The sequence below is a fragment of the Microcoleus sp. S13C4 genome (assembly GCF_036700865.1).
Lineage (GTDB): Bacteria > Cyanobacteriota > Cyanobacteriia > Cyanobacteriales > Microcoleaceae > Microcoleus.
On record NZ_JAUBPS010000046.1, the window covers coordinates 1 to 23,654 of the forward strand.

Here is a 23,654-nt window from a genome sequence, read left to right on the forward strand (position 1 = left end):
ATTAATAATTAAGTGGGGTCGTAAAATCAAAAATAAGGGCAATGCGTGTATCACAGTTTAAATGTGCAACAGCTTACCGCATAATGTTTTTATTTGTCAAAGCAGACTCTCGCTCGCGATTAACCCCAAATTTACACATCTAATTAGGTGTATCATACCCCAATAGCGGTATAATAAGCCGTTTAGATTAGATGTCAACGACGGCCAACAGATTTTCTCGGTCTACCTCCGCTCCTCTTACTCGCCATCAAATCTCCTATTCTTAACATTTATCAAGATTTAGATAGTCGGAAAAATCGAGTTCGCCCTTGTCTTGAAGAAGTTTCATCGGAACAATCGACCATATCGATGCAGCCGGACTCGATCGAACTTGCGTTAAACTAAGTCAGGTAAATGACTTTCTATACAGATGACTATTTTTACTCTGCGATCGATCAAAAAAGACTTCGGCATCAAGGAACTCTTGACAGATGCCAGTTTCAGCCTGGATGAAGGCGATAAAGTCGGACTCATCGGCACAAACGGTTCCGGGAAATCAACCCTGCTGAAAATGATTGCGGGTATGGAGTCGATCGACTCTGGCGATCGCTGGGTCAATCCAGGGTCTACAATTGTCTATCTCCCCCAACAGCCGGATTTAGACGAAAATCACACTGTCTTAGAGCAAGTATTTGCCGACAGCGGCGAACAAATGGCTTTAGTGCGGGAATACGAGGAAATTTCCGATCAACTGTCTCACGGCAAAGGCGATACAGACAAGTTGATGGCGCGTCTGTCAGCAGTCTCTGAACGCATCGATGAGGTGGATGCGTGGGACTTGGAAACCAAGGCGAAATTGATTTTGACCAAGTTGGGGATTGAGGATTTTGATGCGAAAATTGCCGACTTGTCCGGCGGCTACCGCAAACGAATTGCCTTAGCAACCGCTTTGTTGTCCGAGCCCGATGTGTTGCTGATGGATGAACCGACAAACCACTTGGATGCGCTGTCTGTGGAGTGGTTGCAGAACTATTTGAACGGCTATCGCGGTGCTTTGCTGCTGATTACGCACGATCGCTATTTTCTTGATCGCGTTACCAATCGCATCCTGGAGATCGATCGCGGCGACCTTTACAATTATGCTGGCAATTACGCTTATTACTTGGAGAAAAAAGCCTTAGCTGAAGAATCCGCAGCCAGCACAGTTCGCAAACACGCGGGTGTATTGCGGCGCGAATTGGAATGGCTCAAACGCGGGCCGAAGGCACGCAGTACCAAGCAAAAAGCTCGGATCGATCGCATTAAAGATATGCGAGCCCAGGAGTTCAAAACAGCCAACGGCAAAGTCGAAATTGCGACAGCGGGCCGCCGGATTGGTAAGAAAGTGATTGAGTTACTGAATATCAGTAAAGCTTACGGCGATCGCACTTTAATTAAAGATTTTACCTACAATTTCACTCCCGAAGACCGGATAGGAATTATTGGCTGCAACGGTGCGGGAAAATCGACGCTGATGGATATCATCACCGGACGCATTCAGCCGGATTCGGGTACAGTCGAAATTGGCACAACCATTCATATCGGTTATTTTGACCAGCATTCAGAGGATTTGACGCCCAATGAAGACCAGCGAGTTATTGAATACTTGAAAAGTGTGGCGGAGTTGGTGCAAACGGCGGATGGGGAAATCATTACCGCTTCTCAAATGTTGGAGAAGTTTCTGTTTCCACCGAACCAACAGTATGCACCGATTAACAAACTTTCGGGCGGGGAAAAGCGCCGATTATTTCTGTTGAAAGTGCTGATGAGTGCGCCGAACGTGCTGATTTTGGACGAACCGACAAACGACCTGGACGTGCAGACTTTGGCGGTTTTGGAGGATTATCTGGAAGATTTTAACGGCTGCGTAATTGTGGTGTCCCACGATCGCTATTTTCTCGATCGCACGATCGACATGGTTTTCGCCTTGGAACCCGGCGGCAATTTGCGCTTGTATCCCGGCAATTATTCTGTCTATTTAGACTACAAAAAAGCCGAAGAAGCCAAGGAAATAAAAGGGCAAAAAGAAAAAGAAAAACTTACACGCACCGCTGAATCTAACAATTCAAAAGCCCCAACTTCTAGTCAAAAATCTACTAAAGTTTCATTCAATGATAAGCGGGAGTACGAACAACTAGAAAGCCAAATTCCGCAGATGGAAGCTGAGAAACAAGAGATTGAGAAGAGGTTGTCTCACAATGCTCCGAGCGGGTTTACAGAGGTGAAGAAGTTATCGGATCGCTTGGCTCAGTTGACGCAGCAGATCGATCGGGCGACTGAGCGCTGGTTGGAATTGGCCGAACGGGTGGGTTAATTTGGGTTGTCCGAGTGTTGTGTTTAGCTCCTGCTCACAATGACAGGAGCTAGGCAAATTATGAGTGAAAAAATTCCATGTTGAAACCAATATATGTTGACACAACTTAATATTTTTTATATTCCTAATAGTGTTGAAAAACTATTAGGAATAATGCTTATTTAGCCGACGATTTAGCAACCTTTGACAATTTATTACCTAAGTGTGATGAAGCTAGGTACTATTAAAGTTATAAAATGGCTCGCCTGTGACTACTCTCAAGCAAACAGACCAACAAACTTAAGAAGAGTAAAAGTCTGAAATCCTTGTTAAAGCTGCAAGGCGATCGGAAACAGCGGCAAAAAACCCGCTTTTTTTGCGATCGCCTCAAGTAAAGCTGTATGTCAAAAACTGTGAAGGCCCGGAGGGAGGGGTTGACAAAAGCAGTAGAATATGCAGGGAAAGTCAGCGTAAGCAAATAAGACTGGCAGCAGAAAACAAGGGCGAAAAGGCCCAAAACAGGTAAAAAAAAGTCGATCGGGCAAAGTAAGTTGGCCGAGGACTAAAAATAGGGTGATGAGTGAGATACAATTGACCTGTTCGGAGCCAAGAATTGGTCAACATCACAAGTATCCTGTAGAAGTCTGAAGTTGAGAATCTCAGGGTTGTCGAGGAGCGGGAGCAAACAGAAAACTATGCCTCAAAAAGTAATCGCCAAACAGATGTCTTTGGAATCAGCGTCAGAGCCGATCGCCGTGAGGGCGACGGTGGAAACAGTGCCAGCCGAAGCAGTGGCAGTAGAGTCCTACGCCGATCAGTTGATGGACGAACTGTTTGAAGGAGTCGATCGAGCATTCGACGGTAGCGGCGGACTGCCATCCGAGCCCGTGCAGCCAGAATTCGTGGCGCTCAAGTCGATCTCAGTACCTCAAATAGTTTTGTCGCAGTTGGCACCCCCCCATCCGCAGCGGGACGAAAAAGACGTAGAAGCGATCGCCCGCCAAGTTGCCCTAGAAACAGCCAAAAAACAGCAGTCCAAACAATCATTCGACAGAATGCTGCTGGGAGCAGCATTTGGGTCGCTGCTGCTAGTCATGGGGTTGTGGCTCGCAAGCAGGTCGGGACTCGTGCGCTTGCCCGCTGCCCCCGCACCAGAGACACCCGCAGCAAGTGGCAAAACAGCACCAGACACCCCGTTTGTGGAATACGTGCAGCGCTCGCTAGAAGCGATCGAACAAAAAAAAGCACCCAAAGCTAACCCCCAACTTGCAGGAGTTCCCGGAGCCCCCACCCCAGGGACGCTGCCGAGCATTCCAATTTCCGGCGCGCCGCCGGCAACCGCAGGTCTTTCGACCGCAGTCAACCGCATTGCTAATGCCCTGGAACAAGCTGCCTCGCAGCCGGGAGCACCAGCACCTCAAGTCGTAGTCATCCCTCCCCCCGCTCAGGTGACTGTGGCTCCGGCGGCTCCGGCGGCTCCTCAAACGGCTGCTGTTTCCCCCTCGCCTGCTGCTCCAGCCTCGGGTCGTGCGCTCGCCGCTGCGGGCACTCGCTCTCCCCTCGCTGCTTCCCCTTCCCCCTCGGAGTCTCCCCAGCCAAAGATTTTGGCTCGCGAAACCGAACCGGCACCAGCGCCCCCAGCCCAGCAATCGGCGCCCGCGCCCCAGCAATCCGCACCGGCCCTCAGCAGCGCCCCGACTTCCGCGCACACGTTGGTAGGGATTTTGGAGTTGGGCGATCGATCGGCTGCTTTGTTTGAAGTAGACGGCGTAGCCCGCAGAATTTATGTAGGCGAAAGCATCGGCGCTAGCGGTTGGACGCTGGCAGAAATCAAAAATCAAGAAGCTGTGATTCGCAAGGGAGGAGATGTGCGATCGGTTTTTGTCGGCCAAAAATTTTAATTAGTCAGTTGTCAGTTGTTAGTTGTCAGTTGTCAGTTGTCAGTTGGTAGTAGCTAATAAATTAATCACTGGGGAATCTCAACTGCGAAAAACTAACAACTAACAACAAATAACCAATAACTAATAACATAGGACTAATAACAAATGGGCTTATTTGATGATTTCAGCCGCTTTCTAGAAACCAGATTAGAAGAATTTTTGCGTAGCAATCCCCATCTGGAATTGCAGGCAATAGAAGAACAACTGAAGGAACAAGAAGAAGACACTTTGCGGCTGATTCTCGATATCCAAAAACAAGAGAAAAAACTGCAAGCCGAAATTCTCTCCGCCGCTCAAGAAATTCAGCGCTGGAACGATCGCATCAACAAAGCTAAAGCTGCTCAAAGGCTCGATTTAGCTCAAGCCGCCCAAGAGCGGCAAGCAGCTTTGCTGCGTCAGGGAAATCAGCGCTGGGGTCAAATGCAAGGCTGCAAAGAACGGATTGAAAAAGCAAAAGAACTGTACCGCCAAATTCAAGTACGGCGAAAAGAAGTCCGAGCAAAAGCTGCAGAAGCTGCAACTCGCACTACCACTAAAACAGAGCAGAATTGGGATACAAAGGGTTGGAATCAGAGTTCAAATTATAATAGTTTTAATGCGGCCGATCCTTTAGAAGAAAAGTTTCAACGCTGGGAAGCAGACGAAGAACTAGATCAAATGAAGCGGAATATAGGCCGATAGTTACGAAAGCATTCCAATCCTTTAGGGACGGGTTCACCCGGAACTCGGATTCCCAATGCAAATATTCGTCAACCCTCCAGAGTCTCAGGTATTGCGAGCGCTCGCTCAGACTTCATATAATTACCATCCTAAAATTCTAGGGCAAATTAATCAATCATTCCTACCATATTCTCACCTACTTAATGAGCGTTGCATATTTATGGTATAAACAAAAGCTCTAATCAAGTAAAAAAATTTATGATTTGTCCCGGCTGTCAATCCACCAATCTGACGGGGTGACAACCCCGTCAGGTAAAAAAGACGAATTCTGAATCAAAAAACTGTTTTTTAATTTAAATCCCTGCGGTTATTCACAACGGTTGCTCTGCTTGAGAAGGTGGCTCTTCTGGCAGCGGGATAAATTCTGTCTCTTGAGGAACCTGAGCAAAGCGTCCCTCTCTCCAATCGAGTTTAGCTTGCTCAATGCGCGAGTGGCGGCTCGAAACAAAATTCCACCACTTATGGCGCTCACCAACAGGTTCACCGCCAATCACAATACAACGAGCCTTGCCTGAAGCAGAAATGTTTACTTCAGTGCCGGAATTGAGAACTGCCAACCGATGTTGTTCCAGAGGCATTCCATCGATCACAAGCCCCTCTGTTACGCTGTAAACCGCCTGTTCGCTGTAATGGCCCGGTAAGGTAAATTCTCTTCCCGCAGTTAGTTGCACGTCCAGATAAATCATGGGTGAAAATATTTGAACTGGCGAAGTACGACCATAGGCCTCACCCGCAATTAGGGTGAATGAAACTCCTGCGTCCTCCCAAGCAGGCAGTTCAGTTGCCGGATGATGCCGAAACCAGGGGTCGGTTTCTTCGTATTCATCGGGAAGTGCTATCCAGGTTTGGATGCCATGCAGGATGGCTTCTTTGCTGCGATCGTCATCAGGCGTGCGCTCAGAGTGGACAATGCCTCGCCCTGCAGTCATCCAGTTCACCGCACCGGGACGGACTTCTTGAACGCTGCCGACACTATCACGATGCAGCAAAACCCCTTCAAACAGGTAGGTGACGGTTGCTAAGTTGATGTGCGGATGCGGTCTGACATCCACGCCCCGACCGGGTGGAAACACCGCAGGGCCCAGATGGTCAAAAAAGATGAACGGGCCTACCAGTGCTAAAACGTCTGAGGGAAGCAAGCGGCGGGCTTGGAATCCACCCAAATCTTGAATGTGTGGCTCAATGAGATGCTGGATGGTATCCGTCATAATGTTTATGAAGTTGCGAACGCTAATCGTCTATGTCAAAAGTGCATTATACAAAAAGCTATCCTTGTATAGGGCGATCGCAATATCAGTGACTGGTCTAAACTTTCCCAATCGAAAGCTGTTGTAGAGTGTCGAGTTCTCAACGAGCTTTCTGCTTACGAGACGATGGAGAGTTCATCACTGACTTGAATCCGACCTTTGACCAGGGAGCGAATCAGACGATCGAGTGAGCCACGTTCTTCTTCACTGATGGACTCATCGAGGATAGCGGCCATCATGCCGTAGCGGTCAGCTTTGGTAACGCGGTGAGTATCGGTGACAGTGGCAATTAATTCGTTGATAGCGCCGGGGAGAAGATTAACTTGAAACATGGGATTATTTTGAACTCGACACCTTAATCATCTCGTGGTTTCTCCTAAGAGCAAGTGATGGTGCTGGTTTTTTTCCGTGATAATACTGAAAATATTCGGTGAACCAAGTCCGTGTTACCAGTGATCGAAGTCACAACATTCAAACCAAGGCAGCGGTGGAACAATTACAACCCACCTTCCGCCCTTTGACCATCACACCGTGATAATTTTCGTCTTTCACGAGTCTGAACTTCCTGCTGTGCAAAAGTTTCAGACCTTCATAGGAAGAACTACCTCGTGACGACAGGAAATCAGCTTTTCCGGGTTAACGTTTCTCTGCTTCGCCAATGAGGGTAAAAGCGGCCCAATCTACAGGATTAGGATGTTTGACCAATGTCACCAGCATGGCCTTCCGCAGCGCTTGGGCAATATCAGGCGTTAGCTGCATCTGTCGATAAAATTCCGCCATCAACTCGGCTGTTGATTCGTCAGATACTGACCACAGAGAAACTACAACACTCGGAACGCCTGCTGCAATAAACGAGCGCGATAAACCAATGACGCCATCACCTGTAATACGACCGCGACCCGTATTGCAAGCACTCAAAACGACGAGTTCGGCATTCAACCTCAAATTGAAAATTTCGCTAGCAGTGAGTAAACCACTGTCATCCTTGCTTGGGGCAAGTGCGATGACTCCAGGTACCCCCAATCCCTCCACGTCATCCAGGATGCCGTGAGTTGCTAAATGCACGATGCCCGATCGCTCTATTTGCTGTAAAACTGCTACTTTTGTCGCTTTGTCGCCTGTGAGCGGTTCAGCATTCAAAATCTGAGCGATCGCGATCGCTTCGGCTTCAGAGTGTGGGAGTGATGACAGTTGTTGAGGAGGTTGGTTTGTCGTAAAGGCAACACTTGGCATGGTAGGATTCCCAACGACTAGCGCACCTTTTCCTGAAGCAAGCTGTTGCTGTTTCTTTGTTAAAGACAGCACTTGAATTGAAGGTGCTGTTAAAATAGTATGTTTTTCTATCAAGTAGTTTCCCGAAGTATCTTGCAACGCGGCAAAGGGAACTAAGAACAAAGATTCATGAGGAATAAAGGTAATTCGCGACGCTGGATATTGAGGTAGAAGGTCAGCAATTGGTTCGATCAGTAGTTGATAAAGCTCTTGCAATGACGGGTTTAAAAATCGTTGCTCGACAATAGGCCGGGTTGGGGTGGGATTTGTAGCTGGTTGGGAGCGCTGCTTGTTTCGCAGGCAACTGGGGATGAAGCAACGACCTTCAGTAATCAAGGCTTTTAATGAAGTTTTTTCCTCAACCAAACCTTTCAAAGTGATGCGACGAAAGTCAATTTTTCCGGTCGGCTGCATTACCCAGATATAAAGTTCTGAATCTTGCAGCTTTCTTTGACCATCAGCTTCTCTAACTTCTTTGATAATCGAGTAAGAAACCAAAGTGGAATTTTGTTGTTTAGCGATTTGCTGAATTTCCTGGATGGTGAGCGGTTTTATTTGACTTTCAGATGACTTTAGGGTAGCCTGTGCTGACTGGGAAGAAAAACGGTTGGTCAATAATCTAACAAAAGCTTGCGCCCGTCCCCGCTCTGTTATTTCTAGCGCTTTCTTATGCTGATTTTGATTAGCAAGCACTTCTTGCAACGTACTATAACTTGTTTCTTGGGTTTCAAAAATGGAAACTAAATTGAGGTCGTTATTTTCTAAATTTGACCGCAGAGATTCCCAAATTTCAATGGCTGAAAATAAAGCTTTGATAGCTTCGGCTGGTTGCTTTGCTTTGTATAAAGCGTCACCTAAATTGGTGAGTGCGCGGCCTTGGGCGTGGCGATCGCTCAGTTCTCTGGCAATGGCTAAACTTTGTTGGTGAGACTCAATCGCTTGAGGATAATTTTTGACAGCATAGTAAGCAATTCCTAAATTCTCTAGAGCACGACCTTGAACGAAGCGATCGCCCAGTGCTGAGGCGATCGCTAAACTTTGTTTCTGCTCATCAATTGCTTTGGCATAATCGGTTAGGGAATAGTGTACTAATCCCAAATTGCTCAAAGCAAGAGCTTCGCCTCGGCGATCGCGCTGCTGTTTAGCGATCGCTAAACTTTGCTCTTGATATTCAACTGCCCTTGTATACTCTTTTTGGGCATAGTAAACTAATCCCAAATTTCTTAGGACACTCGCTTCTAAATCAGCCGATTTTAGGGAATGCGCTACTTCCAAACTTTGCTCGTAGTATTCGATTGCTTTTTTATAATTGCCAATCGCGCCGTAAGCAGCTCCCAAACCAATAAAAGCTTGTCCCTTTCCAAATAAATCGGCCCTGGATTCAGCTTGTGCTAAGCGCTGCTGGTGGTAAGAAATTGCTTTTTCATAATCTCCGATCGCGTAGTAAGTCGCGCCTAGATTGTTGAGGGCGTAGCCTTCCCTAGCGCGATCGCGTCCAACTCTCGCCAGCTCTAAATTCTGCTGGTAGCAGGCGATCGCTTTGCTGTAGTCTTTTGGGGTTGGCGCAGTCGGGAGAGGTAATCCTGCTTGCTGCCCCAGTAATTGTTCCTCAGTTAAGCATTGAGCGGCACTAGGTGTCAGGCTTGCTAAGTTTTGCGGTTCGCGATTTCGATCCCCATTAAGCTGGCTCAATTTTTGAGCGGCAAGGGTATTAGGATTTTCTGGCTGTGTATTAGAGACTTGCACTGAGACAGGTACAGTGGCTGCCGCAGTTGGTATTGCATCTGAGTTTGCAAGCGTTGGTACGAGTGATGTGGTGGTTGGGAGACGTAGTGGTTCTGGCACGCCCCTTTCTGCAGGCAGCGTGGAAGTTAACCCAGGGGAAGGAAATTCTGATGGTTCTAGCACGCCTATTTCTGGCGGCAGCGTGGGAGTTAACCCAGAGGAACCAGAAGGATTCTCTGGTTGTGATACACCTAAGCCTAGAGGTGCGATCGCAGGGAATTGAATCGCAGGTGGTGCGAGTGCTGCGAGTGCTGGTGGTTCTGGCGGTAGTGTGGGAGCATACCCACCACTCCCAAAGCCGAGACCTCGCCAAAGAGCTAATGGTGGACTGCCCAAAACAAGGGTAGGATCGACCAGAGATATTAATCGGCTGCCACTGGTATCAATGCTGTTGGGGTCATTACTGCTAGTAGCGAGGCAAATCGTACCCTCATAGCTGAGGATAGTACCCGGAGCGATCGCGTTCCTAGCTTGCAAAGTGATGTTTCCATCTGGTATACCCATCGGAGCGACAGAGGTGAGGAAGCTGTTTTTGGCATTAATACTGCCACCAGAGCTAAGCAAACTGATGTTGCCACCTCCAGAGAGGATAGAACCCGCTACAGTGATATCTGTGTAGGAGCGGAGTACAATATTACCCCCAACTCCTGCGCTCGTGCTCGAATCTATTCTGTCTCCGGTGGCACTAAAACTGGATTCCCCTTGAAGGAGAATCGCGCCACCCCCAGAAGTTATGTTGCCTACAGTAGTTAAATTAAACGCCTTCACCTCTATATTGCCACCCATCCCTTGGGCAGATGTAGAATTTAAAGCGCCAATATTAAGCGTGATTCCCCCAAGTGGCTCATTCCGAAAACCAATCGCGCTATCGCCGGAAATAATATCTCTGACACTAACATCGCTTCCTACAATCTGGATTACGCCACCTTTCCCCGTGCTGGAACTAGAATTTATTACCCCACTGACGTTGAGGCCGCCTGAGATTAAGTTAATCGAGCCACCTCCAGAAATGAGATTTCCTAGAGTTATAGGCACTGCCCTTACTTTGATCTCACCGCCAACTGCTGGGCTATAGCTAGAATTTAGGGTACTATTTCCTGTGTTAAAGTAACCACCGCTCAACACATAAATGCGGCCGCCACCGGAGGTTATATTACCAGTCACAATGTCACCCCCAGTATCACCGTCACCAGCTTTGAGTTCGATCGCGCCTCCCACTCCTCTGTTAGAACTCGAATCAAAATTCCTAGCGCTGATGCTGCTGTTGTTGCTGCTGAGACTATTGAGGCCGATATTGCCACCGTTTGAGACAATGTTTCCGACTGCAATGCTACCAAATGCCAAAAGCCCGACATCCCCACCTGCACTACCGCTGCCAGAGTTGAGATCGCCGACGCCGATCGCACCTGCTTGACTGCTGAGGGTAATGTTGCCACCGCTAGAGACAATATTTCCCGTTGCTATATTGCCGTAAGCGTTGAGAGAGATGTTACCACGTCCGTTGCTAGCGAGCGCGTTCAGACTGCTGGCCCCGGTGTCGATCGCACCTCGATTGCTAAGCAAGCTGATCTCGCCTGCCGCGATTCCGCCAGTATCGATGTTGTCGGCACTGATGTTGCCTTCTCCATAAAGGGTCACTTTGCCTCCGTTTCCAAGGAAGCTAGAGGTTGTAATTCCACCGGCGGCGATCGCGTTTGTCCCATATAGGAAAATTGACCCACCGTTACCGGCTATCGAGGAAGCGTTCAAGGTGCTGGCGCTCGTATTGATGCTTCCCCCCGTGCTGTAGAGGGTAATATTGCCGGCATTGCCCGTTAAAGTTGAAGTATCCAGGTTTTCCGCTGCGATGTCCCCGGACGCTACCAGCGTGAGATCTCCCCCATTTGAAGTAATAGATGCTGCTTGAATGCTGTTTGCAGCGCCTAAAAAAACTGAACCTGCGATCGCGATATTGCCAACTTGAATGCTGGCAGGTGAAGAACTCGCGGGTGCTAGAGTGCTGTTTTCAGTGAGGGGAGTGGGTAGGTTGCCAGCCGTAAAAACCAACTGCGGTTGATCGCTAGATGCGGAACTGATAGCGATATCACCGGATGCGATCGTGCCTTGGGCTTGCACTCCCAGAGAAGCGCCTGCGTAATTACCAAAAGAGACGTTTCCGCCTGAGACGATCGTAGAACCGCCTGAACTTGCGAAGTTGCCGGGGCTACCTTGAAGTGTGGCAATTGAGAAATCGCTGCCAGCTCTAAAGAGGGCATCACCGGATACAGTACCGTTACTGGTAAGTGTGATGCGGCCGCCAGCGCTCAGTAAGCTTTGGGAGTGATTGTGAGCCTGGATGTCTATTTGGCGATCGCCCTGCACGGTTAGGTTTCCACCCACATCAGTAACAAAAGAGTTAGCCGCGCTGTCGCGAATGCGGACAGCTTCCCCCGCTTGCAATTTCAAGTCACCGGCTGTTTGTAATTGCCTGTTTACTAGGGTCAGGTTACGCGCGGCTGACACAGTAGCCGTTTGAGCAGACACTGCTAAATTTTGGTTCGCACCTGTTGCCTGAGTGTCGGCGATCGCGACATCGCCAGCTTCTACCTGCAAGTCGGAATTTGTTAGCTGTACGCTTCCGTCGCTGTTAACTGTAACGCCTGTAGCGTTGCTGCTACCTCCTGTCAGCAGTTGGGACAGAGTGAGGGGACTCAACGGCACAGAATCAGAATCTAGATTAAAAGAGGGGGAAATTTCTAAACTCAGGAGATGTCCTGCTTGAGAAATGCGGACTAAGTTTTGTCCGGGTACCGATGCGATCGCAATTTGCCCGGACGGTGCTGACAAAGTACCGGGGCTGAAAACTGTTCCGCCTACTAAAGCTAGCGTTTGCCCGGACGGTACGCGCAGTTGACCGAAATTTGCGATCGCCCCTGGCTGAGCTGTACCAAAATTTAAAGTGCTTGGCGTTCCTATCAGCATAGCGTATTCATTAACGCCAACTGCCTGAAACCAATTGTTGCCGAATCCGATTCCGGTTGCTGTCGTTGCCAAGAATGAACCAGGCACGTTCAGTTGAGCGTTGGAACCAAAAACAATTCCCGCTGGGTTCATCAAAAATAAGTTAGAATTACCGCCTATTACTTGAATTAAACCGTTAATATAAGAAGCATCGCCACCCACAACTCGCCCTAAAATATTGCGGATATTCGGATCGGAAATAAAATTAACAATTTGACCGTCTTTGAGTCCAAACTGCTGAAAGCTATGAAAGAGATTAGTGCCGTCTTTTGAGAGCTGTCCCCCGTTGATGTTAAATTGATTGTCGGAGCCATTAACAGCAGTTCCTGTGCCATCGGGAGCCGGAGTAATTTGCTGTCCTGTAGCAGCAGGTGAGAATAGTAAAAAACCTAAAGAAACCACCCAACTACAAGTCAACAGGTGCCGTTGATATCTTTGAGTTATTCTTGTTATAATCATTAGATTCCTCCGTAAAATATTTTTTGCTGAGTGCGCTTAAATTATAATAAAACTTTTTACTCAAACAACAGGAGTGGAGTTGAAGCTAAGCACGTTAAAAAGTGCGATCGTAGCTCAACTGGCGAACGTTTATAGAACCCATTTGATCTCGAAGCGGCTGCAATCCTTATCGGCATCAGCCTAATAACAATAGTCCGGAGAGTTTTTAGTTTCTAGTCTGAAACCCTTGATTTTTCCTTGGTAGTCCGATTGCCGAATCGCCTTCAAAGCCATATTCTACGGTTGGTTATCAAAAACTGTCCGAAGTCTTGTAATAAAACTAAAACAAAGATTAACCTTGGTACTCGCATCAACCAGAGTTCTCTCAAAATTACTGACGAGGATTTCGCACGTCTCTATCCAAGCATTTGCCCGTTCTCTTCCCCTACCTTGTCACAACCGGAAAAAACAAGTATTTGAGGATGATCCACTCTTCGTCGGTGAGGCTGGTAGAGTATGGCATAACTGCTGGATACGAATTTTGCAGTCACTTTACTTCAATACAGTAAAAAATGTCAAATGGGTTCTATAAAAGCGATCGCCCTTCCCACTCCCCCATCCCCTGAAGCCCGTGAAGCGTAGCTATCCCAAAGGGAATCGCCCTTTTATCCAAAATCAAAATAAGTAGACAGACAAAAAAATTAGTCCGCCTACTTAATCGCTAACTACAAATCACTCCCACTCGATCGTTCCCGGTGGCTTAGAAGTAATATCGTAAACCACCCGGTTCACGCCCTTAACTTCATTCACAATCCGGTTCGAGATCAGTTCCAACAAATCGTAAGGAACCCGCGCCCAATCAGCCGTCATCCCGTCTTCACTCTTAATAAACCGCAGAACGATCGGGTAAGCATAAGTGCGCTGATCGCCCATCACCCCTACACTGCGAATCGGTAGCAAAACTGCAAAAGCTTGCCAAAGTTCGCCGTACAATCCGTGTCGGTTAATTTCTTGGCGAACAATGAAGTCAGCATCCCGCAAAATATTTAGTCTCTCGGAGGTAACTTCTCCTATAATCCGAATCGCCAATCCCGGGCCGGGGAAAGGTTGCCGATTCACGATTTCTTCGGGAAGCCCGATCGACCGGCCGACTTTTCGCACCTCATCCTTAAACAGTTTTCGCAGCGGTTCAATCAGCTTAAATCGCAAATCTTTCGGCAAACCGCCGACGTTGTGGTGGCTTTTAATTTTAACAGCAACTCGCTCGCCACTTTTCGGGTCTACATTAGTGTCAGCCGACTCAATCACATCAGGATAAAGAGTACCTTGTGCCAGGTAGTCGAAGGGACCCAGGCGCTTCGATTCTTCTTCAAATACGTTGATAAATTCATGACCGATCCGCTTGCGTTTTACTTCCGGATCGGTAATCCCTTCAAGTTGAGCTAAAAAGCGTTCGCGAGCATTAACATACTCAACATCAATGTGGAATTGCTCTTTAAATAACTTTACCAACCGTTCTGGTTCATACTTCCGCATAAACCCTTGGTCGATAAACATACAGGTAAGTTGGTCGCCGATCGCCTTGTGCAGCAAGAAAGCCAAAGTAGAAGAATCTACACCGCCCGATAGAGCCAGCAAAACTCGTTTCTCTCCGACTTGCTCTCGAATTTCGCGAATCGATTGCTCTACAAAAGTAGCAGTCGTCCAAGTCGGTTCGCACTCGCAAATGTGGTAAACAAAATTGCGAATTAAAGCTATTCCCCCGATCGAGTGAACTACTTCTGGGTGAAACTGAACCCCGTACAAATTTTTCTCGTGGTTAGCAACAGCAGCAGATGGAGTATTGTCCGTGTGAGCGAGGATCTCAAAACCCGTCGGCAGTTGAGTACACGAGTCTCCGTGGCTCATCCACATCGTGCTGCCCTCTTCGACATTTGTCAGCAAATCCGTAGGATCGTCAATAAATAGCGAGGCCTTGCCGTATTCCGCTAATTTAGAGCGCTCAACCGTGCCTCCGAGCTGCTTTACCATCAACTGCATCCCGTAACACACTCCCAACACCGGTATTCCCAAATTCCAAATTTCTGGGTCGCAGTGGGGTGCTTTTTCATCGTATACAGAACTCGGGCCTCCTGAAAGAATAATTCCTTTAGGATTGATAGCTTTTAACTGTTCTGCCGTAGTCCGGTAAGAAATAACTTCGGAATATACTTGAGTTTCGCGAATGCGACGAGCAATCAGTTCGGAATATTGCGAACCGAAGTCGAGAATCACGATAATCTGGCGCTCTATCTGCTCCACAAAAGAGTTTGTGAGGTCGGATTCAGTTTTTATTTGAGTAGTCACGGTTATTGCGTAATTGCTAAGTGCTAATTGGATCGAAAGTAGGGGAGGTATTTGTCGCGGCTTCACCACAAGACTGAGGAAGGCGAGCAAGCATTAGTCGCTAGGAATAAATCTTATTTATACTAGATTGCAGTCAGCGCTCGTAGTCGATTAATAGGGTCGAGGGCAAGCATAGATTTACTTAAATCCTTACCCTAATTAATTGAACTATGGCCTCAAAAACTGCGTCCCCAAGCAACCTAGTATAATTAAGGTCTAGGGACAAAGAATTATTACTTGTTAAATATTATCCCTGAGCGATGTTTTAAACCGAATTCAGGGATATTCACACTACATTAACAAATTTGGGTCAAAAATGTATCTCCTATATCACTTTTAACAATAATTTTGCGATCGCGCCCGAACATCACCGATCCCACGGGGATGTGCAAGTTAGTGTGAGTAAAAATGCAATCCGATGACCGCAAGTCTATTTGTCGGGCGATGTCGCCGTAAATTCGATCGACCCAATTGCTCCCAAACTCGGCGTCTAAAGCCCGCAGTTGCCCCAAAGCCTCTTCGGCTGTCGCTGCGGCAAAAATTGCGGAACACGCATCCGCGGGCATTCCGGCCTTAGCACAGTAAGCTGTGAGAATTTCCCTGCGCCCGTCAGCGAGGTGGTGGTGAGTGTGAAAAATCCCCGCAGCCAATTTCATCAGTTTCCCGTGATAGCCAAACAGCAAAATTGACTGCACGCCCTGATATCCTGCTTCTACCAGCAGCGGGCCCAGCCAATTAGCGGTTTTGACGAGCCGATCGGGATTAATCCCCAGTTGTCGGGCCAAATCCAAACCGTTTTCGCCGATGCAGAAAACCAAACAGTCAAACAGTTCGGCTTTTTGTTGCAGTTGTTCGCGGTAGACTTCCAACTGTCCAGGGGCACTCAGCGGTTGAGAAATGCCAGTTGTACCCAGCAGCGAAAGTCCTTCTACCACGCCGAAAGCTTCGTTAGAGGTGCGGGTGGCTAGTTGCCGACCAGACGGCAGAATCAGGGTGACAGTAATTTTTTCGGACGGTGAGAGTTCTCGGCTCAGATTCGATCGCAACAGTCGCATTGCGTAATCATAGATCGCCGCCCCTCCACCGACTGTGTGACGCCCTATACCTTCACCGCCGAGAATCACAATCTGCTCTCCCTCTTCCCAATTCCCCAATTCCACCATTGCCCAAACGGGGGTATTGCGAGTCAGATCGAGATTGTCCCCCGGATCGGAGCGAGTCACTCCTAAAGCGGTACCTGTTTTGAGTACAGACACCTGTTCGATCGGAATTTCTGCCGTTATTTGCGGTTCCAGTAAATTTATTGATACGCTCTCTAGAGACTGAATACCCTCACGCAAGCACCGCAAAGCTGCAAGTGCTGCCGCACAGGCAAATACTGGCAATGTATACCCGGATACAGGTTGAGTTTTGGTCACGCTCAAATGCAGAAATACGTAAAGTTGCCGGCGATCGACATCACGCCTTAGCACTGATACCCCTCAAACACTTAAGTTTAATTCTAGGGTTTGCTATTATCAGCATTTAGCGTAAATTTTGTCAAGTAATAATTTTGTCCTAGCAGTTGCCGATCGCAGCCACACTTTTTTTAAGGTGCGTTAGCGAAGCCCTCGTAGAGGATCGCCAACAACCGACTCAGACCCTTACGGGCACGTGCGGGGGATTTCCATAAACAACCCGGAATCTCGATCGCCAGCGCTGGGACTGAACAAACGGCTTCCAGGAATTAGGTACAAATAGTTAGCAGCCGGTCTACTCGGCAAGTTGATCGTCCTTCATTCTATAGATTTAGCTAGCCGTAAAGATGTGAGAGCCGAGTCGAGGAGCTCGCGCGAAATTTGTTTTGGCCCTTGGGGCCGCTTGTTTGAGGCGGAATTCGAGCAATTTTTGGCAGGCGAAATGCTGCGATCGCTTCCTTGTTAAGCCCTACAACCTACTTTTTGACAATTAGCAAATTTATATCTCCCAAGCGGTTGATGTCCTAGCGATTGCAAGTCATTTATATTGATATGAATTACCCGGACGTGCCAGTCCTACTTTCGAGCTAACCTCTTGAAGGTGGGGCTGGTTTTATCTAACCCTGTTACTTCAATTCTACAATTTAAAATCTAAAATCTAAAATCTAAAATCTATTGACTATGTTTGAACCAGTTGCACAGTTAAATGAACCTCTATCTGTTCAGACTCCAGAAATACTAGACAAGAAAATATCTCAGCTCGTTCTATATCCAAAAACAGATATCAAAATTTCTAAACAAGAGGTTCGATCGACCCTGAAAGCCTCAACTCTAGACGGCGTTTTTGCCAGTGTCTTCGAGTCTGCGACCACCGGCGTGCTGCTGAGCAACTTCTTGCTGCAACTCGGCGCAAGCAGCGTGGAAATAGGTATATTCTGTGCTATTCCGATGGTGGTCAATCTCCTGCAACCATTAGGAGCCTACATCGCAGACCGTACAACCAGCCGCCACTGGTACAACCTAGGGATTTTCGGGGTGTCGCGGCTGTTGTGGCTGGTGCTGGCGGTGGCAATTGTTTGGGGTTCCCAGCACCAAGACTCACACCAACTGCTGCAATGGACGCTGCTAACAGTTGTAGCAGCTAGTGTGCTGGCAGCTTTTGCCAATTCTAGCTGGTTCAGTTGGATGGCTGCTGTGGTTCCTCAGCGCTTGCGGGGACGCTATTTTGGCTTTCGCAACAGTGCTGTTAGCTTCATCACTTTGCTGGGAGTGCCGTTGATGGGATGGGGCGTGTCAACTTGGGGCGCCGATCCAATTTTTGGCTACGGTATTGTTTTATTGGTGGGTGTTTTGGCGGGAATGATTAGTTTGGGGTGTCAATTCTTCATGGTTGATGTGAATCCCCAGGTATACAAAAAAGATGCAAAGAACGATCAACTTACAGAGAAAAAAGAAAAGCAACTAACAGATTTTGTGCCTTCTGTGCTGAAAGATTCTAATTTCTTAATGTTTATTCTTTACTTCAGCGTGTGGACATTTGCAGTTAATCTCAGCGCGCCTTTTTTTAATATCTACCTGCTGAAAGAATTAAGTTTGGATGTGAGTTTGGTTACGATTTACACCAGCTTAAGTTCCGGCGCAAATCTACTGCTACTGATGTTTTGGGGCAAGTTGGCCGATCGCTGGGGAAATCGCCCGCTGCTAATTGCGGTGGGGCTGGTGGTGGCGATAACGCCTTTGCTGTGGTTGGGTACGGGCAATTACCCGTTTTCGGTGTGGGTGTGGCTGCCGCTGCTGCACTTGCTAGGGGGAACGACTTTAGGGGCGATCGCGCTGTGTAGTAACAATATTCAAATGGAGATAGCGTCGATCGAGCAACCTTCGACTTATTTTGCGATCGCCGCAGCGGTTTCTGGATTAGCTGGGGCTTTGGGAACTACCGCCGGCGGCTTTCTTGCCGAACTTCCCGGTATGAGTTTGGGTTCACTGTTTACCCTCTCGGCTGCTGTGCGGCTATTCGGCTTGCTGCCTTTGATTTTGGTGCGAGAACCCCGCAGCTTGTCGCTGCGGTCGATCGTCCCCACTTTTGGACTTTCCAAATTTAACGAGGGCTAGGAAATTTCCGCACAAATTTACCGATCGAGAAACCAGAAAAGCCCACAGATTGTTAAAAACTTCAAGCAGAGCGCAGAAAATCTGAGAGTGACTGAAACAAATTTTAACCCCAAACATCGCCCAAATCTGCTAGCTGTGCGGCAAATACCTCACTATTATCTTGCAGCCAACCGACAAATCGATCAGATATAGCTGTTTTAAAAGCTGACAAGCCAGAGCGTAAATGTGTTTAAAGGTTTGTTAGCTAATGCGTAGGATTACTACTCCAGTTAGGAGAATCGAGCATTTTCCCAGAACCAAACCTAAGAGCTAACGCTCGGAATTTTTTACGTTTTAGGAGAATCGAGCATTTTCCCAGAACCAAAACTAGGAACTCACGCTCAAGCTTTTTACTTTAAGAAATATAAATAAAATTCACATTTTAATACAACAAACTCGACTAGGTGGTGTTTTGGGACTAATATCCTGAGAAGCGAAATAGCTAAAGATTGCCCAGCCACATAACAATTTCGAGCAAAAAATTAGCAGTGATCGCCTGACGCGATACAAAAAGGGGAATTGGCAATCTCAAGTAACCGATTACCAAAGACAGCTCGCTCTCAAATTTCCGATTCAAAGAGAGAATTAAAAAATGAAACGTCTGATCGTTTGCTGTGATGGCACTTGGCAACAACTAAATAGTAGTTACCCAAGTAATGTGATTAAACTTGCCCAGGCAGTGAAATCGACCGCCAGTGACGGGGTTCCGCAAATCGTGTTTTATGACGAGGGAGTTGGATCGGATAGTAACAAGATTTTGGGCGGAGCCACTGGACTGGGAATCGATAGAAATATACAAGATGCCTATCGTTTTCTTTCTCTCAACTATGAGAAGGGTGACGAAATCTATCTCTTCGGGTTCAGTCGCGGTGCTTACACAGTCAGGAGTCTAGCAGGGATGATCCATTGCTCGGGCCTCCTAGCCCGCCCTCATATTACCAGGGCATCAGAAGCTTACGAGCTTTACCGTAACCGAGACATAAAACCAAAGGATCGGGTAGCAGCCAATTACCGCGAAGATTATGGCGATCGCGTCCCGATTACCTTGCTTGGTTGTTTCGACACCGTTGGAGCCCTTGGTATTCCTGTTCTACCCGCCTTCAAGAAGTATGACGAACAGCTCAAGAAAAGGTACAGATTCCACGACACCGCTTTAAATAAATCGATTCAGAATGCGTTGCATGCCGTGGCGATCGACGAAGTTCGCGAAATCTTTGATGTTACGCCTATGAAAAAAAATCCTGATGTTGAGAACCAGCGGGTTATTCAAGTTTGGTTTCCCGGCTCGCATATCTGCATCGGCGGTGGAACAGAAGAATACAGTGGGTTATCAGATGCAGCCTTGCAGTGGATGTTGGATTCAACCCGTAACCTTGGATTGGGGCTTGAATTTGATCCAAGTGCCATCCCCACAGGTATCAATCCTAATTATGAGATTGATTTTAAAAATGATCCAGGGATCTTCAAATTGGCAGGAATTAAGTTCCGCGAGGTGGGCGATGCCATTGAGGATCTTCATGAAAGCGCAATCAAGCGTTTGGAACGCCGCAAAGACTATCGCCCCAAGAATCTAAAAAGCTTTTACTCAAACTTAAATCCCAGTGAAGAGGAGAAAGAAAAATCCATCAAGCTCCCGGAAGAGAGGGTTAGCAATCAATCGCATCTACAAGAAGGAAAAGGAAAAACAATTATGTCTTCAAACAGAGACACATCTATATCTTCAAAAAGAGACACGTCTATGTCTTCAAAAAGAGACACATCAAGAGACGGATTGAAAAACCAAGTCGAGACTTGCCTTTTAACTAACTTAAAACCGTTTTGGAACTTCATTCAAAGCAACGAGGGGCTAAGCAAAAAAGTTAACAAAACTCTGATTAACAATGCCATTCTAAAAATTCCAATTCGCCCCTATCCGTTTAGTGCCATGTCTCCCTACACCTCTTGGGATTCATTAAACGATCGCACTTATTCCGGACTCCAACTACCGCCTACGGATTGGAAGCCCTTAACGAAGAAAAACTACATAGGGGTTAATTTAGCCCCCACAGAAAATTTTGTAAAGAATCTTCCCGATGTCAAGGAACTGGAGGTCTTGTATCGGAAAAGAGGAGAGACTAAATACTCGCCCAAATCCTCTCTGATTTTCCCCTATTTCGTGCAATGGTTTACCGACAGTTTCCTGCGAACCGATCGGCTTGATCCCCGCAAAAATAGCTCCAACCACCAAATAGATCTGTGTAACGTCTATGGCTTGAACGCAAATATTACTCGCCTGCTGAGGTCTCATCAAGGAGGAAAGCTAAAAAGCCAAATTATTAATGGCGAAGAATATCCACCTTTTTACTATGATGAAAACGGACAGCCTAAAGAAGAATTCACCGGAATTCCCCATCTAATAGTCGGTGAAAATGAAAAAAAATCTGACAAAATCCCCTATGAAAAGAGACAAAAACTATTTGTAATGGGTATAGAGTTAGAGCGTGTCAATGTGCAAGTGGGCTATGTAATGCTCAACGTTCTTAGCTTAAGAGAACATAATCGCGTGTGCGACCTCTTGGCAAGGAACTATCCAACTTGGGATGATGAACGCCTTTTCCAAACCGCCAGAAATATCGTGATGGCAGAGTTTCTGAAAATTGTGCTAGAGGATTATATCAACCACATTACTCCCTATAACTTCCAATTCTTCACAGATCCCCCAGCATTTAATAATGAAAAATGGTATCGCACCAATTGGATGTCGGTAGAATTTACTTTGGTTTATCGTTGGCATAGTATGCTGCCCGATAAGCTCATCCACGACGGCAAAGAAATGTCTATGCCGGAGACGATGTGGAACAATGATATGATTATCAACAAGGGTTTGGGAGCTATGTTTGAAGAAACTTGTTCCCAACCAGCAGCGCAATTGAGTTTATTCAATACGCCTGAGTTCCTAATTCCAACGGAGACAGCCAGCATTCGTGTAGGTCGTGAGGCGAAATTAAGAAGCTACAACGATTACCGCGAACTGTGTAAGTATCCACGGGTTACTGAATTCACTCAAATTACTAGCAATGAAGAAGTCCAAAAAGAATTGAAACGATTGTACGGTCACGTAGACAACATTGAGTTGTATGTTGGACTTTACGCAGAAGATTTGCGGGCAAATTCAGCCTTACCTCCTTTAGTAGGACGACTGATAGGAATTGATGCCTTTTCTCAAGCTTTCACCAATCCTTTATTAGCAGAAAATGTCTTTAATCCAGAAACTTTTTCACCAGTAGGTTGGGAAGAGATTATGAATACCAAGACCCTCTCCCAGGTGCTGAACCGTAATGTTCCTCTTCCTCGCGGTAAAAAAGAGTACAGAGTTTCTTTTTATAATGAGGGTTGGAAACGAGCTTAAGGCTCTGACTGAACACGAGTGGGGTTACAAATTGTAAAGTGTACGCCTTTCTTTCAAATGTATAACTCCCGTTCAATAATAGCCAACAGTCGCAGTGGTGAGTTGTTCGCGGTTTATATGATTACGCAATTAACCCCGAACAACTTACACCTGAGTTCCCTCGACATCCCGTTAAAAATCCGGTAAATTTAAACGGGAAAATGCCAACCATTATCGCCAAAATCAGCTTTTAAAAGGTTATTTATGAGCAAGAAGTTATTTACCGAATATCCCGAACAGGACGAACGCAAATACTACGATCTTTTGGTTGAGCAAGCCAAGCTTCGGATGGATAATCTTTACGGGAATAAGGAGCGGGCGCTGCGAGATACTCACGCCAAAACTCATGCGTGCGTTAAAGGAACTCTGGAAATTTTTGACTTTGATGAGGAAGCGATTAAACGGGAATTGGGCAAACGCGCTTCGTTAACTTCTTCACAACTGAATGCGATTTCCCTTAAGCAAGGTTTGCTAGCAAAACCCAAAGAATATCCTGTTTGGTTGCGATTTGCTAATGGGGCTACCAAAGTATACCCTGATTACCAAAAAGATTCGCGCTCAATATCAGTGAAAGTGATGGGGGTGGAAGGGGAACGACTGGCGCAAAGCCACGAGTCAAAAACCCAGGACATCATTGTTCACAATTCAGAAATATTTGTGAGCCAAACCATCAAAGATTACTACGGCTTTTTTTCGGCTCTGGTTGAATCACCAGAGGCATTGAAAAAGTGGCTAATTCGACATCCCAGACACTTTCTAGCGGTCTCGACGCTTACGGGTAGCCGGACTCCGAAGAGTTTGCTAACAGCCAAATATTGGAGCGGTTCACCCTCTGCTTTGGGCCTCAATCCCGATTTCGATCCTTCCCAGCCTGGTGTAGTTCCTGTCGAATATCCGGCTGTAATTAAGTATGGGTTTACTCCGGTTTCATGCAAACCACCGCACGAGATAATTCCAGAAGAATCTCGACCGGGAATTCCTAAATTTCCCTTTCCCTCTCGCGAAAAAGCCTTGGGTTTCGCTCCCAAACAACTAGACAATTATTACCGGGAGAATCTAATTCAAGCCTTGGCGAAACCTGATGCCGAATACTGGTGGGATTTTGGCATTCAGTTCCAAACGAGCCTAAAAATGCCGATCGACGATGGCATCAATGTCTGGAAAGAACAGGACTCACCATTCTTGAGAGTAGGTCGTCTCACCGTGAAGCATCAGATTATTGATTATGAAAAACAATCTGATTTCAACGAAAACCTGAGATATTCTCCTTGGAACGGCTTATCAGTTCATCGTCCTGTAGGCGCCATCAATCGGATACGCGGTGTTGTTTACCCCGTTGTAGCGAATTATCGCCTTCAAAAGCGAGGTCTTGTCCACCAAGAACCAACAGGAGAAGAAACTTTTTAAGGGAATAATTTGAGGCTGGGACATCATTTAATGCCATCAGCCAGGTGTCGTCTGAGTACATGACCACTCAAAGAAGTTAACAAGCGAAACCTTCAAAAAATCCCATCCCTT

General features: G+C 47.0%; 11 protein-coding genes. 6 read left to right on the plus strand and 5 right to left on the minus strand.

What is annotated here, in order from left to right; translation table 11 throughout:
- Positions 1 to 409 precede the first annotated feature (409 nt).
- The 3 genes from QT996_RS19025 (at position 410) to QT996_RS19035 (ending at position 4,932) form a co-directional block, all read left to right on the plus strand.
- The gene (locus QT996_RS19025) at positions 410 to 2,332 is read left to right on the plus strand and encodes an ATP-binding cassette domain-containing protein (RefSeq protein WP_333048331.1); all 1,923 of its coding nucleotides are present in this window, start codon (positions 410 to 412) and stop codon (positions 2,330 to 2,332) included.
- Between the two features lie 674 nt (positions 2,333 to 3,006).
- Complete coding sequence (locus QT996_RS19030) at positions 3,007 to 4,212, plus strand: hypothetical protein (RefSeq protein ID WP_333048332.1); 1,206 nt, start codon at positions 3,007 to 3,009, stop codon at positions 4,210 to 4,212.
- Between the two features lie 144 nt (positions 4,213 to 4,356).
- Positions 4,357 to 4,932, plus strand: a complete 576-nt coding sequence (locus QT996_RS19035) for a TIGR04376 family protein (protein WP_333048333.1) — start codon at positions 4,357 to 4,359, stop codon at positions 4,930 to 4,932.
- A 350-nt stretch (positions 4,933 to 5,282) separates the two neighbouring features.
- Here QT996_RS19035 and QT996_RS19040 read toward each other — a convergent pair whose 3' ends face one another.
- The 5 genes from QT996_RS19040 to cbiD form a co-directional block, all read right to left on the minus strand.
- Positions 5,283 to 6,179, minus strand: a complete 897-nt coding sequence (locus QT996_RS19040; RefSeq protein WP_333048335.1) for a pirin family protein — start codon at positions 6,177 to 6,179, stop codon at positions 5,283 to 5,285.
- Positions 6,180 to 6,334: 155 nt separating this feature from the next.
- On the minus strand, positions 6,335 to 6,550 hold the full coding sequence (locus QT996_RS19045) for a hypothetical protein (protein WP_190659239.1): 216 nt from the start codon (positions 6,548 to 6,550) through the stop codon (positions 6,335 to 6,337).
- Between the two features lie 304 nt (positions 6,551 to 6,854).
- Positions 6,855 to 12,734 carry a CHAT domain-containing protein gene (locus tag QT996_RS19050; protein ID WP_333048336.1) on the minus strand — a complete coding sequence of 1,960 codons (5,880 nt, stop codon included), beginning with the start codon at positions 12,732 to 12,734 and terminating at the stop codon, positions 6,855 to 6,857.
- A gap of 711 nt (positions 12,735 to 13,445) precedes the next feature.
- On the minus strand, positions 13,446 to 15,047 hold the full coding sequence (guaA, locus tag QT996_RS19055) for a glutamine-hydrolyzing GMP synthase (RefSeq protein ID WP_445304578.1): 1,602 nt from the start codon (positions 15,045 to 15,047) through the stop codon (positions 13,446 to 13,448).
- A 347-nt stretch (positions 15,048 to 15,394) separates the two neighbouring features.
- Positions 15,395 to 16,516 carry a cobalt-precorrin-5B (C(1))-methyltransferase CbiD gene (cbiD, locus tag QT996_RS19060; protein WP_333048360.1) on the minus strand — a complete coding sequence of 374 codons (1,122 nt, stop codon included), beginning with the start codon at positions 16,514 to 16,516 and terminating at the stop codon, positions 15,395 to 15,397.
- A 720-nt stretch (positions 16,517 to 17,236) separates the two neighbouring features.
- Here cbiD and QT996_RS19065 point away from each other — a divergent pair.
- The 3 genes from QT996_RS19065 to QT996_RS19075 all read left to right on the plus strand — a co-directional run bounded on the left by QT996_RS19065 (position 17,237) and on the right by QT996_RS19075 (position 23,543).
- Positions 17,237 to 18,670, plus strand: coding sequence for an MFS transporter (locus tag QT996_RS19065; RefSeq protein WP_333048339.1), 1,434 nt, complete (start codon positions 17,237 to 17,239; stop codon positions 18,668 to 18,670).
- A 631-nt stretch (positions 18,671 to 19,301) separates the two neighbouring features.
- Positions 19,302 to 22,097 (plus strand): phospholipase effector Tle1 domain-containing protein, encoded by a 2,796-nt coding sequence (locus QT996_RS19070; protein WP_333048341.1) that lies wholly within the window; start codon positions 19,302 to 19,304, stop codon positions 22,095 to 22,097.
- 243 nt (positions 22,098 to 22,340) lie between these two features.
- The gene (locus QT996_RS19075; protein ID WP_333048342.1) at positions 22,341 to 23,543 is read left to right on the plus strand and encodes a catalase; all 1,203 of its coding nucleotides are present in this window, start codon (positions 22,341 to 22,343) and stop codon (positions 23,541 to 23,543) included.
- The last annotated feature ends 111 nt before the right edge of the window (positions 23,544 to 23,654 follow it).

Coding starts and splice junctions, on each gene's coding strand:
- QT996_RS19070 (WP_333048341.1), top strand. CDS start 19,302: ATGAAACGTCTGATCGTTTGCTGTGATGGCACTTGGCAACAACTAAAT.
- QT996_RS19075 (WP_333048342.1), top strand. CDS start 22,341: ATGAGCAAGAAGTTATTTACCGAATATCCCGAACAGGACGAACGCAAA.
- QT996_RS19040 (WP_333048335.1), bottom strand. CDS start 6,179: ATGACGGATACCATCCAGCATCTCATTGAGCCACACATTCAAGATTTG.
- QT996_RS19025 (WP_333048331.1), top strand. CDS start 410: ATGACTATTTTTACTCTGCGATCGATCAAAAAAGACTTCGGCATCAAG.
- QT996_RS19035 (WP_333048333.1), top strand. CDS start 4,357: ATGGGCTTATTTGATGATTTCAGCCGCTTTCTAGAAACCAGATTAGAA.
- QT996_RS19065 (WP_333048339.1), top strand. CDS start 17,237: ATGTTTGAACCAGTTGCACAGTTAAATGAACCTCTATCTGTTCAGACT.
- QT996_RS19050 (WP_333048336.1), bottom strand. CDS start 12,734: ATGATTATAACAAGAATAACTCAAAGATATCAACGGCACCTGTTGACT.
- QT996_RS19030 (WP_333048332.1), top strand. CDS start 3,007: ATGCCTCAAAAAGTAATCGCCAAACAGATGTCTTTGGAATCAGCGTCA.
- QT996_RS19045 (WP_190659239.1), bottom strand. CDS start 6,550: ATGTTTCAAGTTAATCTTCTCCCCGGCGCTATCAACGAATTAATTGCC.